This window comes from Kutzneria chonburiensis (genome assembly GCF_028622115.1).
GTDB lineage: Bacteria > Actinomycetota > Actinomycetes > Mycobacteriales > Pseudonocardiaceae > Kutzneria > Kutzneria chonburiensis.
This window is the reverse complement of record NZ_CP097263.1, coordinates 5,326,485-5,340,331: the sequence shown is the minus strand read 5'-3', so window position 1 is coordinate 5,340,331 and position 13,847 is coordinate 5,326,485. Positions and strand designations below refer to the sequence as shown.

The following is a 13,847-nucleotide window of genomic DNA, read 5'->3' as shown; positions in this document are numbered from 1 at the left end:
ACGGCCGCCGAACTGGCGGCCATCGTCCACATCGGACCGCCGCTACCGCCGGAAGGAGATCTGGAGCGTCGGCGCGGAGGTCTCGGAGAAGAAGTCGTTGCCCTTGTCGTCGACCACGATGAAGGCCGGGAAGTCCTCGACCTCGATCTTCCACACCGCTTCCATGCCCAGCTCGGGGTACTCGAGCACCTCGACCTTGCGGATGCAGTCCTTGGCCAGCCGGGCCGCCGGGCCGCCGATCGAGCCGAGGTAGAAGCCGCCGTGCGACTGGCACGCGTCGGTGACCTGCTTGGAGCGGTTGCCCTTGGCCAGCATCACCAGCGAGCCGCCGGCCGCCTGGAACTGCTCGACGTAGGAGTCCATCCGGCCGGCCGTGGTCGGGCCGAACGAGCCCGAGGCGTAGCCCTCCGGCGTCTTGGCCGGGCCGGCGTAGTAGACCGGGTGGTCGCGCAGGTACTGCGGCATCGGCTCGCCCGCGTCCAGGCGCTCCTTGATCTTGGCGTGGGCGATGTCGCGGGCCACCACCAGCGGGCCGGACAGCGACAGCCGGGTCTTCACCGGCAGCGCGGCCAGCGTCCGGCGGATCTCGTCCATCGGCCGGTTGAGGTCGATGCGGACGACGTCGTCGGACAGCTGTTCGTCGTGCACCTCGGGCAGGAACTGCGCCGGGTCGTGCTCCAGCTGCTCGAGGAAGACGCCTTCGGCGGTGATCTTGGCCTTGGCCTGGCGGTCGGCCGAGCAGGACACCGCGATACCGACCGGGCAGGACGCGCCGTGCCGGGGGAGCCGGATCACGCGCACGTCGTGGCAGAAGTACTTGCCGCCGAACTGCGCGCCGATGCCGAACTCGCGGGTCATGGCCAGCACCTGCTGCTCGAGATCGGTGTCCCGGAACGCGCGGCCGTCGGCCGAGCCCTCGGTCGGCAGGTTGTCCAGGTAGCGGGCCGAGGCCAGCTTCGCGACCTTCAGGTTGTACTCGGCCGACGTGCCACCGACCACGATCGCCAGGTGGTAGGGCGGGCAGGCCGCGGTGCCCAGCGAGCGCAGCTTCTCGTCCAGGAAGCGGGCCAGCCGCGTCGGGTTCAGCAGCGCCTTCGTCTCCTGGTACAGGAACGTCTTGTTGGCGCTGCCGCCGCCCTTGGCCATGAACAGGAACTCGTAGACCGGCTCCTGGCCCGTCTTGTGGTAGAGCTCGATCTGGGCCGGCAGGTTGGTGCCGGTGTTGCGCTCGTCCCAGAAGGTGGTCGGCGACATCTGCGAGTAGCGCAGGTTCAGCTGCTGGTAGGCGTCGTAGATGCCCTCCGACAGGGCCGCCTCGTCGTCACCGCCGGTAAGCACGGTTTCGGTGCGCTTGCCCACCACGATCGCCGTTCCGGTGTCCTGGCACATCGGCAGCACGCCGCCGGCCGACACGCAGGCGTTGCGCAGCAGGTCCGTCGCTACGAACCGGTCGTTCCCGCTGGCCTCGGGGTCGTCGATGATGGCCCGCAGCTGCCGCAGGTGGCTGGTCCGCAGCAGGTGCTGGATGTCCTTGATCGCCTCCCGCGCCAGCAGCCGCAGCGCCTCCGGCTCGACTTCGAGGAACTTCCGCCCCGCCACCTCGGTCACCCGGACGCCGTCCGGGCTGACCAGTCGGTACTCGGTGCTGGTGTCCTTACCCAGCGGCAGCGGATCGACGTACTGGAACGAGGTGGTGGACACGTCCGCGGGCTCCCTTGCACGCAACTCGGGTAACCCGGCCTACGGTACTGCCGCGATCCGCAGGCCCAGCGCCATCCCCGGTGTGACGGTGCACATCACACCTGCACAGCTGGCTGTCCGCCAACCCGAAGTCGGCTCGGCCCGCCCCTGCTTCGCACGGTTGCTGGATTTTTCGAGGTCCGCCACCCGACGCGCCCCACCACACAAGCCGATGCGGGCCTCGAAAAATCCAGCAAGGGCGAGGCAGGGGCTCAAGGGGGCCGAGCCCGCGACGCCGGAGGCGGCGCCAAATCAAGAGGCCGGGGCGGCCCCCGGCCGCCCCGACCTCCTGTGGGGAGCGATCGCGAAACAGTCGGTCACCCGATGGTTCGCGTCGCGAAGCTTCTCGTCGTGTGGAGTGACTCTGCCGTGATGCAGATCACAAGTCAAGACGGCTGTTCGGGCTAGCTGGCGTAGGCGCGCAGCCGCTCGGCCCGGTCGCCCTGGCGCAGCTTGGACATGACCTCGCGCTCGATCTGGCGGACGCGCTCCCGCGACAGCCCGAAGCGCTTGCCGATCTGGTCGAGGGTGCGGGGCTGCCCGTCCTCGAGGCCGTAGCGCAGCCGGATGACCGACTGCTCCCGCTCGTCCAGCGTGGCCAGCACCCGGCGCAGGTCGTCGGACAGCAGACCGGAGATGACGGCGCTCTCGGCGTCGGTGGCCTCGGCGTCCTCGATGAAGTCGCCCAGCGGGGCGTCCTCGTCGGTGCCGACCGGCATGTCCAGGCTCACCGGGTCACGCGAGTGGTCGAGCAGGTCGGCGATCTTGGACTCGGCGATGCCGGACTCCCGCGCCAGTTCCTCGGTGGTGGCCTCGCGACCCAGCTGCTGGTGCAGGTCCCGCTTGATCCGGGCCAGCTTGTTCACCTGCTCCACCAGGTGGACGGGCAGCCGGATGGTGCGACCCTGGTCGGCCATGCCGCGCGTGATGGCCTGCCGGATCCACCACGTCGCGTACGTGGAGAACTTGAAGCCCTTGGTGTAGTCGAACTTCTCGACGGCCCTGATCAGACCGAGGTTGCCCTCCTGGATCAGGTCGAGCAGCGGCATGCCCCGCCCGGTGTAGCGCTTGGCCAACGACACCACCAGCCGCAGGTTCGCCTCCAGCAGGTGGTTCTTGGCCCGCTCGCCGTCCCGCACCAGCGCGGTGAGCTCGCTCTTCTTGGTGGCGTCCAGCACACGTGCGGTCTCGAGCATGTGCCGGGCGAACACGCCGGCCTCGATCCTCTTGGCCAGCCCCACCTCCTGCTCGGCGGTGAGCAGCTTGGTCTTGCCGATGCCGTTGAGGTAGACGCGAACGAGGTCGGCGGCCGGCCCCTGCGCGTCCAGATCGGCCTCGTGGCCGATCTCCTTGTCGATGGTCAACGGGATGGTCACGGTGACTCCCTCCCCGGTCGCGGGCTGGTGTGTTGTCGCGTCACACACCGGCGCTGCGTTGCGCGGCGAGCCTTTCGGGCGAGGCACCCGGGTCGGGAATGCCTTGCGCTTGCTGGCTGGACACTGGTGAAAACGCGAGCGATCGCGAAATCGTTCCCGTCTTCTCACCCCTCATGACGTCTCCGCGGCCGGAGCGGTTGCCCTGAGAACCTGAGGTTTCCCTGAGAGAGGGCCACCTCTACCCGTTCGGCCGGCAACCGTCCCGGTGAAACGTGAAGTCCATGTTGGACGACTGAACCGAATCGCCGGTCCATACGTTTCCAATGCCAGGAAACCCGCGAATCATCACACTTCGACAAGCACCGTGAACGGACCGTCGTTCACGCTTTCCACCGCCATGTCGGCGCCGAACCGACCGGTGGCCACGGTGGCGCCCCGCGCCCGCAGCGCGTCGACGACCGCGTCCACCAGCGGCTCGGCGACCGAGCCGGGCGCGGCCTTCGTCCACGTTGGACGGCGGCCCTTCCTGGTGTCGCCGTACAGCGTGAACTGGCTCACCACGAGCAGCGGAGCCCCTGTGCTCGCACAGGATTGCTCCTCGTCGAGTATCCGCAGCTCGTGCAGCTTCCGCGCCATGGTGTCGACCTGCTCGGCGCCGTCGGTGTGGGTGATCCCCAGCAACACCAACAGACCGGGCTCCTTGATCTCGCCGACGACCTCGTCGCCGACGGTGACGCTCGCCCTTGTCACCCGCATGACAACTGCCCTCATGCGGGGATGACCATTCCATGCCGGACCAGGTCGCGCACGATCGGCAATGCCGCTGCGACAAGGTCATCGACCGACTGGCCGTGTCCGTACGCCAACAGGTGCAAGAGGTCACCGAGCGGCAGCGCGCCGCGACAACCGGCGAGCAGCGCGGCCGCCAGCTCGTCGACCTCGTGCTGCCAACCAGGTCCGTCCGTACGGTGCAGCCGCCGCACCACCGCGTCCCAGCCCTCGTCGCCCGGCTGCGACACCTCTTCCAGCATCACGGTTGCGGGCACCAGGAACCGGGTGGCCAGCAGACCCTCGGCGGATCCGTGCTGCCGCAACCAACTCACTCGATCCAGCCAGGCCGCGGCCTCCGGGCCCAGCGGGTCGTCGAAGGCGTGCCGCAGGTCTTCGCACACGATCTCCGGGTGGGCCGCGCCGGTGCGACGCAGCGTGACGAAACCGAAGCCGACACCGAGAACATCGTTGGCCTCGAACCAGTCCAGCCACGCCGCCGCCTTGACCCGGCCCTCGTCGGACCGCGGGTCGATGCCGGCGTCACGCAGCCAGGTGCCCACGTACAGCGAGGGTTCGGCCACATCGCGCTGCACGAACCAGGCGTCGACCCCGCCGCGCGGCAGCCAGGACGCGACCCGGTCGGTCCAGTCCTCGCCCTTGCGGTGCACCCACGACGCCAGCAGCTGGCCGACCCCGCCCTCGTTCAGGAACGCCGGCAATTGCCGTACCACCAACGCACTCGCGTCGTCGCCGGCCAGGCCGGAGTCGCGGTAGGTGTAGTCGACGCGGGCCGGCCCGACGACGAACGGGGGATTGCACACCACCTGGTCGAAGCGGCGGCCGGCGACCGGCTGGAACCACTCGCCGCGGGCCAGGTCCACGTCCAGCTCGTTGAGCCGGAACGTCGCCGAGGCAAGGGAAAGCGCCCGTTCGGACAGGTCGGTGGCGGTGACCCTGCGCGCATGGCGGGTGGCGTGCAGCGCCTGCACGCCACAGCCGGTTCCCAGGTCCAGCAAGGTGTCCACCGGCCGGCGGGCCGTTGCGCGAGCAAGGCTCAGGGACGCGTGTCCGACGCCCAGCACGTGGTCCGGGCGGACAGGTGCGCCGCGCAGGTCGGAGTCCTGGTCCGACACCACCCACCAGGAGCCCTGATCGTCTCCGTACGGTCGAACGTCGAGATCCGCGCGCAGGTTCCCGCCATCCTCGCGGAGCAAGCCCTCGGCCACCGCGTCGGACACGGACAGCGACCCCAGCGCCGCCTGCGTCTCGGCGCGTGACGCGCTGTCGCCGAGCAGGAACACGCGGATCAGGGTGCCGAGCGCGCCGCCGTCGGCACTGGCCCGCCGGGCCGGCTCCGGCTCGCCGCGGCCCAGCGCCGCGTGAGCCGGGCCACCCAGCAGGTCGACGACCGCGTCCGGCTCGTAGCGGGCTTCGCGGAAGGCGTCTCGCAGCTGGTCACAGAACTTGTCAGAAAACACGACCGGAATGTTTGCACGCCCTTGACGGCGACTAGCATCAACGGCAGGAGGTGGTGTCGTGAAGGGCTCTGACCGGGACGACACACCGGTTCTCATCACCGGGGCCGCGCCCTCGTACGCGGACGAGTCACGGGCACGCAAACGCAAGTACACGATCATGATGCTGATGCGTGTGCCGTGCCTGCTGCTGGCCGTGGCGTTCATCAACATCTGGTGGCTGTGCCTGCTGTTCCTGGTGCTGTCGATTCCGCTGCCGTGGGTGGCCGTGCTGATCGCCAACGACCGCCCGCCGCGCAAGCAGGAGGAGATCAACCGCTACAACGCCGAGAAGGCCGCCCGCCGCGCCCTGGCCCGCGAGGTCTCCGAGCACGACGAGCCGCCGAAGCCGGCGACCCCGCCCAAGTCCATCGAGGGCTGAGAGAGTCCCGCCCCTATTCGGCACATGCGGTCCGCAGGTGCCGAATAGAGGCAAGTATGACGCTCATGTGACATTCGGGGTCACGGTTGCGGCTGGCCGCCGACGTGGGAGACGGCCTTGGAGCCGGCGGTGACGCCGGCCCGCAGCACGTCCAGCGGCGGCTTGCCGTCCAGCCAGGCCGACAGCAGGCCGGCGTCGAAGGCATCCCCGGCGCCGGTCGAGTCCACGCAGGTCGCGGGCACGGCCGGCACGTCCCAGCGGCCGATCCGGTCGATCCAGCTGGCCCCGTCCGGTCCGGTCGTCACGGCCACCGCGCCGACGTGGCCCAACAGCTCGACCGCCGACCCGGGATCCCGTGAACCGGTCAAAGCGGACAATTCTTCGGAATTGGGCAGCAGCAGGTCCACCCCGGCCACCATGGCCAGGAACGTCTCCGCCCCCTGCTTGACGATGTGCAGCGCGGCCTGCGGATCGACCGACGTGGTCAGCCCCGCACCCCGCGCCGCGGCCAGCATCTCCAGCCCCGCGTCCCGTGACGCCGGATCCAGCAGCACGTAACCGGACAGGTGCAGGTGACTGGCCGTCTCCAGCAGGTTGACGGTCAGATCGGGCCCGGCCAGCCGGGCGTTCGCGCCGCGATCGGCCAGCATGCTGCGCTGGCCCTCCGTGTCGACCAGCACGACGACGCAGCAGGTCGGCGCGGCCGGGTCGGTGGCGAAGGCGCACCGCACCCCGACCGCCTCCAGCTCCGAGCGCACCTGCCGGCCGGCCATGTCGTCGCCGACCCGCCCGACCAGCACGGTGTCCACGCCGAGTGAGGCCAGCCAGGCGGCCGTGTTCGCGCCCGCGCCGCCGACGGCCAGCGTGATGTCGGCCCGTGAGTCGCCGGCGTGCTCGATCGCGGTGTGGTGCTTGGCGACGACGTCCATCGCGGCGTCGCCGACCACGATCACCGTCATCGGGCCAGCTCGACAGCCACGTCGGCGGCGACCCGCGCGTTGGACAGCACCAGCTGCTCGTTCGTGTCCAGGCTCACGCCGCCGCTGGCGGTGTGGAAGTGCTCCAGCAGCACCGGCGTCACGTCCTTGCCGCGCACGTTCCGCGTGACCAGCAGCTCCAGGCCCTCGGCCAGCAGCCGGTCGTGCAGCTCGCGGGGCATCTCGTGCTCCACCGGCACCGGGTTGGCCAGCAGCACTCCGGCCTGGCCCGGCGCGTACTCCCGGTGCGCCCGGACCGCCGCGGCCGCCTGCTTCGCGTCGTCCACCCGCCACGGCACCTCGAAGTCCGATTCCCGCAGGTAGAACGCCGGGAACCGGTCCGTACGCCAGCCGAGCACCGGCACCGAGCTGGTCTCCAGCAGCTCCAGCGTGGCCCCGATGTCCAGCACCGACTTCACGCCCGAGCACACCACCAGAACCGGCGTTTCCGACAAGACGCCCAGATCGGCCGACACGTCCCAGGTCTCGGCCGCGCCCCGGTGCACGCCGCCGAGGCCGCCCGTCGCGAACACCCCGATACCGGCCCTGGCCGCGATCGAGGCCGTGCCGGCCACCGTCGTCGCCCCGTCCCGGCCCAGCCCGATCGCCGGCCCCAGGTCCCGTCGCGACAGCTTGACCAGCGCCGACGCCGGGTCGCACACCCGGTCCAGCTGCTTGGCGTCCAGGCCGACCACCGGCCGCCCGTCCAGCACCGCGATCGTCGCCGGCACCGCGCCGGCGTCCCTGATCACCTGCTCCACCCGGTCGGCGACCTCGCGGTTGCGGCCCGGCGGCAGCCCGTGGGCCAGGATCGTGCTCTCCAGCGCGACCACCGCCCGGCCCTCGTCCAGCGCGGCCCGCACCTCGTTGCTGACCTGCGGTTGTGTAGCCATCTTCTCCCGTTCCTGCCGTCAGCGTGTATCAGGCATCATGAACGAGTGAGCCCGATGACCCAGACGCTGCCCGAGACCGACACCCGGCGGGACGCCGACGAGACCACCGGCGACGACGCGCCGAAGATGTTCCACTACGTGAAGAAGGCCAAGATCGCCGAGAGCGCGGTCATGGGCACCCACGTGGTCGCGCTGTGCGGCGAGGTGTTCCCCGTCACGAAGTCGCCGAAGCCGGGATCGCCCGTGTGTCCGGAGTGCAAGAAGATCTACGAGATGATGAGCGAGTAGCAGCTACTTGCTGTGCTTGTTGGCGCCGCCTCCGGCGTCGCGGCTCGGCACTGTGTTGAATGGCCCTGCCTCCGGCAGGGCGGCTCGGCCCCTCGTGACCCCTGCCTCGCCCTTGCCGAATTTTCAAGGGCCGCATCCGGCTCGGTCGTGGGGCGCGTAGGTCGCGGCCCTCGAAAATCCAGCAACCGGGCGAAACAGGGGCGGGGCCGAGCGATCTCCGGGTGGCGGCCGGGTGAGGCTGGCTATTTGCTCTGTCGTTCCGCCGACGGGCGCTCGAGCTGCTCGGTGTCGTTCACGTCGGCGGGCGACGGCGCCTGCCACTTCTCGGTGAGCTCGACGCCGTTCGTGTCGAGTTTCTCGGTGACACCCTCGGCGCCGTTGGTCGGCGCCGGCGGCGGGGTCGCCAGCTCGCGGGTCTCGGGCTGCTCGGCCAGCCACTTCGCCGCCTGCTCGCCGGCCCGGATCTGCACCGCGGCCCGCTCCAGCTCCAGCCGCCGCCACTTGCGCCGCTGCCGGCGGGTCATCCGCGCCGGCCAGATCTCCTCGATGGCGCTGTTGAAGTGCGCGCCGACGATGATCGCCATGCCCAGGAAGAACGTGAACAGCAGGAACGCGATGGGCGTGGCCAGCGCGCCGTAGGTGTAGCCGGTGGTGGTGATCCACGCGATGTAGAGCCGCAACCCGATGCTGGACAGCAGGAACAGCACCATGGCCAGCCCGGCGCCGGGCAGCCCCCGGTGCCACGGCAGCTTGCGCGGCAGGGCGACCTTGTACAGCGTGGTCAGCGCCAGCACCAGCAGCACGGCCATCACCGGGTAGTAGAACGTGCTCAGCAGCTGCTGCACCAGCGGCCGCCACTGCCCGGGCACGACCGTCGCCAGCAGGTCCGGTCCCAGCGCCAGCAGCGGCAGCCCGATCACCGCCAGCACCAGGCCGACGACGTACATGAACAGCGCGAAGATCCGCTGCCACACCGGATGCCGCACGTCGTGCTGCCCGTAGGCGGCGGTGATGGCGTCCACGAACGAGGCCATCGCCGACGAGCCGGCCCACAGCGAGATCAGGAAGCCGATCGAGGCCACCTCGGTGTGCGCGCCGGTGAGGATGCTCACCACCGTCGGGGCGATGATTTGATCAACGACGTTCGGACTGAATATGGTGTGGCAGAACGAAAGGATCTTGGACTGCACGGCGGTGACGATCTGCGGCCCGAACCAGTCGCCGACGAAGCTCAGGCAGCCCAGCAGACCGAGCAGCAGCGGCGGCAGCGACAGCGTCTGCCAGAACGCCGCCTCCGCGGCCTCCGAGAAGATGTCGCCGTGCCAGGCCTTGCCGGCCGTGCGCACCACGAGTCGCCACGGCCCCCGCTTGACGGGTGCGACCGCGCCGGTGTCCTGCTCAGGCTGCTGACCCATGGCACCCCAAAGCATGCGGCATAAGGGCAGCCGCGGCTGGATCACCCCCCGAAACGTCATCTCGTGTCCATCGGCACACGCCATCGAGCGGTGCGTCGCCGAGGCGTTCGGTAAGCTGCTGGCAGCCCTCAGGGAACCCCACCGTGAGGGCATTCGCACGTCATCGGCAGGTTGTCGCAGCTAGGGAGGGTGAACGGCGTTGACGGACACCCTCAACCCGACGACGACCGCCGCACGACCGCTCCGGGCCTGGCAGCGCCGCGCGCTGACCAGGTACCTGACGTCCAAGCCGCAGGACTTCCTCGCGGTCGCGACGCCCGGCGCCGGCAAGACCACGTTCGGGCTGCGGGTCGCCGCCGAGCTGCTGGCCGACCGCACCGTCGAGCGGGTCACCATCGTGACGCCGACCGAGCACCTCAAGCACCAGTGGGCCAAGGCCGCGGCCGAGGCCGGCATCGCGATCGACTCCAACTTCCGCAACGGCGCCGGGCAGACGTCCAACGACTACAACGGTGTCGCCGTCACCTACGCCCAGGTCGCGGCCCATCCGACGCTGCACCGGGTGCGCACCGAGAACCGCAAGACCTTGGTGATCCTGGACGAGGTGCACCACGGCGGCGACGCGAAGTCGTGGGGCGACGCCATCCGTGAGGCCTTCACGCCGGCCGTGCGCCGGTTGGCGCTGACCGGAACCCCGTTCCGCAGCGACGACAGCCCGATCCCGTTCGTCAACTACGAGCCCGACAGCGCCGGGGCGATGCGCAGCCGTGCGGATCACTCGTACGGGTATTCCGACGCGTTGCGGGACGGCGTGGTCCGGCCGGTGTTGTTCCTGGCCTACTCCGGCGAGGCGAGTTGGCGGACCGGTGCCGGCGAGGAGTTCACCGCTCGATTGGGTGAACCGTTGACCGTCGAGCAGACCGCCCGGGCCTGGCGCACGGCACTGGACCCGACCGGCGAGTGGATGCCCGCCGTGATCAGCGCCGCCGACCAGCGGCTCAACCAGGTGCGCCAGTCGATTCCCGACGCCGGCGCCATGGTGTTGGCGTCGGACCAGGAGTCGGCCAAGGCGTACGCCACGATCATCACCCAGCTCACCGGCGTCGAGCCCACGGTCGTGCTCTCCGACGACCCCAAGGCCACCGGCCGTATCGCCGAGTACGCCGCCGGGCAGTCGCGGTGGCTCGTCGCCGTCCGCATGGTCAGCGAGGGCGTCGACGTTCCTCGGCTGGCCGTCGGCGTCTACGCCACCAGCTCGTCGACCCCGTTGTTCTTCGCCCAGGCCATCGGCCGCTTCGTGCGTTCGCGGCGGCCCGGCGAGACCGCCAGCGTCTTCCTGCCCAGCGTGCCCGTGCTGCTCCAGCTGGCCGCCGAGCTCGAGGCCGAGCGCGACCACGTCCTCGGCAAGCCGCACCGGGAGTCCGACGGCTGGGACGACGAGCTGCTCAAGGACGCCAACCGGACCAAGGACGAGGGCGAGGAGGAGAAGGGCTACACCTCGCTGGGCGCGTCCGCCGAGCTGGACCAGCTCATCTTCGACGGCTCCTCGTTCGGCACCGCCGCCATGGTCGGCACCGAGGAGGAGCAGGACTACCTGGGCCTACCCGGTCTGCTCGCCCCCGACCAGGTCCGTGACCTGCTCCGCCAGCGCCAGGCCAAGCAGCTGGCCGACGTCTCCGCCCGCAAGGCCGCCGAGCCCGACCCCGTTGCCCAGCCCGCCCGCACCCGCACCACCCAGGAGCGCCTGGCCGAGCTCCGCCGTGAGCTCAACACCTTGGTGTCCATGCACCACCACCGCACCAAGAAGCCCCACGGCAAGATCCACAGCGAGCTCCGCGCCTACTGCGGCGGCCCACCCACGGCGATGGCCTCGGTCGAGCAGCTCGAGGAACGCATCGCCACCCTGCGCTCCTGGTAGCCGGCTCGCACGCATCGCGCCCGCCGGGAACCACACCCCCGCTGCTTGGTGCCACATGCGCTTCCTATGTGGCACCAGACGCCACATAGGAAGCGCATGTGGCAACGGGGCCCTCCTGCTGGGGTGCGGCAGCCGGTCGCTACCCTCGGCTGTGATCGTGCCTCGCATTCGGGTCTCACCCAGGCGGGTGGTCTAGACCGCACGACCGAATGGATGCAGGGCGCTTGGTAGCGCTCTCATGCCTGTCCGTGATCGAACCCGTGAACCTTTCGCCGCAGCGTCAGCGGCCAACCGTGCGGCGAGCGTGGGGCAGTTCACCCCGTATTAGTCACAACGCGTAGTTGACAGACGGCCTTTCGGTGTAGCGGCGGCCTTCCGGTTACCGGGTCGTTGCCGAGTCGTGTCGCCAGAACCGAACTTAACCGCTTCAGCTGCCTTTCGGAGCGGGCTCCGGGGGCATATGTTCTGCGCCACAACATTTTCGCGGGCTCCTCCAGTGACCCGCGCCACGATGAAGGGAACAGCCGGATGCGGAGCAGAACTCTCGCCGTGCTCGCCGTGAGCACCGGGCTCGCGCTGGCGGTCACCGGGTGTGGCGCCAACAGCAGCAATGGCAGCAGCCCGACGTCGGGCAGCAGCGGTGCCAGCAACGGCGCGAAGGTCGGCGTGATCCTGCCCGAGACCACGACGTCCGCCCGGTGGGAGGGTTTCGACCACCCGCTGCTGGAAGCGGCGCTCAAGGCCGAGGGCTTCGACCCGATCATCCAGAACGCGCAGGGTGACGACCAGAAGGTCTCGCAGCTGGCGGACCAGATGCTCAGCCAGGGCGTCAAGGTGCTGATCCTGGCCTCCACCACCGGTGACGTGGGCGCCGCGGTCGAGAAGAAGGCGGCCCAGCAGGGCGTGCCGGTCATCGACTACGACCGCCTCAACGCCGGCGGCAGCGCCGACTACTACGTCTCGTTCGACAACCCGGGCGTCGGCAAGCTCCAGGGCCAGGCGCTGGCCACCGCGCTGAAGGACAAGCCGGGCGCCCAGGTCATCGAGATCGAGGGTGCGCCGACCGACAACAACGCGACGCTGTTCCACGACGGCCAGGAGTCGGTCCTCGCGCCGCTCTACGCCAACAACACGCTGAAGCTGGTCAAGAGCCAGTTCATCGACAAGTGGGACAACCAGACCGGTGGCACCACGTTCGAGAACTTCCTGACCGCCAACGGCGGCAAGGTTGACGGCGTGCTCGCCGCGAACGACGGCCTCGCCGGCGCGGTCATCGCCGTGCTGCAGAAGAACGGCCTCAACGGCAAGGTCCCGGTGACCGGTCAGGACGCCACCGCCGACGGCCTCAAGGCCATCCTGCGCGGCGACCAGTACATGACCGTCTTCAAGCCGATCAAGCTGGAGGCCGAGGCGGCCGCCAAGCTGGCCACCGCCCTGCTGAAGAACAGCAAGGCCGACGCCGACAAGATCGCCACGCAGAAGACCACGGACCCCAAGACCAAGCGTGAGGTCCCGTCGCTGCTGCTCGACCCGCAGGCGATCACCAAGGACAAGGTCAAGGACGTCATCTCGGCCGGCGCCGTGCCGAAGTCCGACGTCTGCACCGGCGACATCGCCGCGCTCTGCACCGCGAACGGCATCAGCTAGTAGCTGACGGCCGATGCTCAGGCCGCCGCCGCGACCGACCCGGACCCCCGACCCGGGCCGGCCGCGGCGGCTTCCCATGCCCACCACCCCGCCGCCACCGGGGCGGGCAGTGACAGTCTGGAGAACACCCCCATGACCGAGCAGCCGATCCTCGAACTGCGCGGGATCAACAAGAGCTTCGGGCCCGTCCACGTGCTGCACGACGTGGACCTGACGATCCGGCCGGGCGAGGTCACCGCGCTCGTCGGCGACAACGGCGCCGGCAAGTCCACGGTGGTCAAGTGCATCGCCGGCATCCACGGCATCGACTCCGGCGAGGTGCTGTTCAACGGCGAGCCGGTGCACATCTCCGGCCCCCGCGAGGCCGCCGCCTACGGCATCGAGGTCGTCTACCAGGACCTCGCGCTGTGCGACAACCTCGACATCGTCCAGAACATGTTCCTCGGCCGTGAGCGCGGCAAGTACGGCCTGCTCGACGAGTCCGACATGGAGCAGGCGGCCCGCGAGACGCTGGCCTCGCTGTCGGTCCGCACGGTCAAGTCGGTGCGCACGCTCGTCGCGTCGCTGTCCGGCGGCCAGCGGCAGACCGTGGCCATCGCCAAGGCCGTGCTGTGGGACAGCAAGGTCGTCCTGCTGGACGAGCCGACCGCCGCGCTGGGCGTCGCCCAGACCCGCCAGGTCCTCGACCTGGTGCGCCGGCTGGCCGACCAGGGCCTCGGCGTCGTGCTCATCAGCCACAACATGAACGACGTCTTCGAGGTCGCCGACAACGTCGCGACGCTCTACCTGGGCCGCATGGTCGCGCAGCTGCCGACCAAGAGCCTGACCAACACGCAGGTCGTCGAGCTGATCACCGCCGGCCGGTCGGGTGACATCGGCCTGGCCAAGCCCGAAGTCGCCACGGTCTGAATCGCAAGGGATCTCCT

Annotated in this window: 12 protein-coding genes; 5 read left to right on the top strand and 7 right to left on the bottom strand. The window is 69.9% G+C overall.

The genetic code is table 11. From position 1 onward, the window contains the following. Positions 1-42: 42 nt before the first annotated feature. The 4 genes from M3Q35_RS24090 to M3Q35_RS24075 all read right to left on the bottom strand — a co-directional run bounded on the left by M3Q35_RS24090 (position 43) and on the right by M3Q35_RS24075 (position 5,365). Positions 43-1,701: a fumarate hydratase gene (locus M3Q35_RS24090; RefSeq protein WP_273934583.1), complete on the bottom strand. Its 1,659-nt coding sequence runs from the start codon at positions 1,699-1,701 to the stop codon at positions 43-45. 443 nt (positions 1,702-2,144) lie between these two features. Then, entirely contained in the window at positions 2,145-3,116 is a 972-nt protein-coding gene (locus M3Q35_RS24085; RefSeq protein ID WP_273934581.1) for a sigma-70 family RNA polymerase sigma factor, read from the bottom strand. Between the two features lie 345 nt (positions 3,117-3,461). After that, positions 3,462-3,887: a D-aminoacyl-tRNA deacylase gene (dtd, locus tag M3Q35_RS24080; protein WP_273934579.1), complete on the bottom strand. Its 426-nt coding sequence runs from the start codon at positions 3,885-3,887 to the stop codon at positions 3,462-3,464. Further along, positions 3,884-5,365 (bottom strand): DUF7782 domain-containing protein, encoded by a 1,482-nt coding sequence (locus M3Q35_RS24075; protein ID WP_379794316.1) that lies wholly within the window; start codon positions 5,363-5,365, stop codon positions 3,884-3,886. Before M3Q35_RS24075 ends, dtd begins: the two co-directional genes overlap by 4 nt. Before the next feature lie 58 nt (positions 5,366-5,423). Between M3Q35_RS24075 and M3Q35_RS24070 the strand changes: the two genes are divergently transcribed. Continuing rightward, positions 5,424-5,783: a DUF3099 domain-containing protein gene (locus M3Q35_RS24070; protein ID WP_273934577.1), complete on the top strand. Its 360-nt coding sequence runs from the start codon at positions 5,424-5,426 to the stop codon at positions 5,781-5,783. An 80-nt stretch (positions 5,784-5,863) separates the two neighbouring features. On the opposite strand, the gene M3Q35_RS24065 is transcribed toward M3Q35_RS24070, so the two are convergent. Continuing rightward, positions 5,864-6,742 carry a carbohydrate kinase family protein gene (locus M3Q35_RS24065; protein WP_273934575.1) on the bottom strand — a complete coding sequence of 293 codons (879 nt, stop codon included), beginning with the start codon at positions 6,740-6,742 and terminating at the stop codon, positions 5,864-5,866. After that, on the bottom strand, positions 6,739-7,653 hold the full coding sequence (locus M3Q35_RS24060) for a pseudouridine-5'-phosphate glycosidase (protein ID WP_273934573.1): 915 nt from the start codon (positions 7,651-7,653) through the stop codon (positions 6,739-6,741). The genes M3Q35_RS24065 and M3Q35_RS24060 overlap by 4 nt, the downstream gene beginning before the upstream one ends. 54 nt (positions 7,654-7,707) lie before the next feature. Here M3Q35_RS24060 and M3Q35_RS24055 point away from each other — a divergent pair, with 54 nt between their 5' ends. Continuing rightward, the gene (locus tag M3Q35_RS24055) at positions 7,708-7,941 is read left to right on the top strand and encodes a DUF3039 domain-containing protein (RefSeq protein ID WP_273944439.1); all 234 of its coding nucleotides are present in this window, start codon (positions 7,708-7,710) and stop codon (positions 7,939-7,941) included. Positions 7,942-8,183: 242 nt separating this feature from the next. Here M3Q35_RS24055 and M3Q35_RS24050 read toward each other — a convergent pair whose 3' ends face one another. Continuing rightward, positions 8,184-9,356: a YihY/virulence factor BrkB family protein gene (locus M3Q35_RS24050; RefSeq protein WP_273934572.1), complete on the bottom strand. Its 1,173-nt coding sequence runs from the start codon at positions 9,354-9,356 to the stop codon at positions 8,184-8,186. Between the two features lie 199 nt (positions 9,357-9,555). On the opposite strand from M3Q35_RS24050, the gene M3Q35_RS24045 reads away from it, so the two are divergent. The 3 genes from M3Q35_RS24045 (at position 9,556) to M3Q35_RS24035 (ending at position 13,830) form a co-directional block, all read left to right on the top strand. Continuing rightward, a complete protein-coding gene (locus M3Q35_RS24045) occupies positions 9,556-11,274 on the top strand; it encodes a DEAD/DEAH box helicase (RefSeq protein WP_273934570.1) in 1,719 nt (572 codons plus the stop codon). Positions 11,275-11,802: 528 nt separating this feature from the next. Beyond that, positions 11,803-12,921, top strand: coding sequence for a sugar ABC transporter substrate-binding protein (locus M3Q35_RS24040; protein WP_273934569.1), 1,119 nt, complete (start codon positions 11,803-11,805; stop codon positions 12,919-12,921). Positions 12,922-13,053: 132 nt separating this feature from the next. Then, positions 13,054-13,830, top strand: coding sequence for an ATP-binding cassette domain-containing protein (locus M3Q35_RS24035; protein WP_273934565.1), 777 nt, complete (start codon positions 13,054-13,056; stop codon positions 13,828-13,830). Positions 13,831-13,847 lie beyond the last annotated feature (17 nt).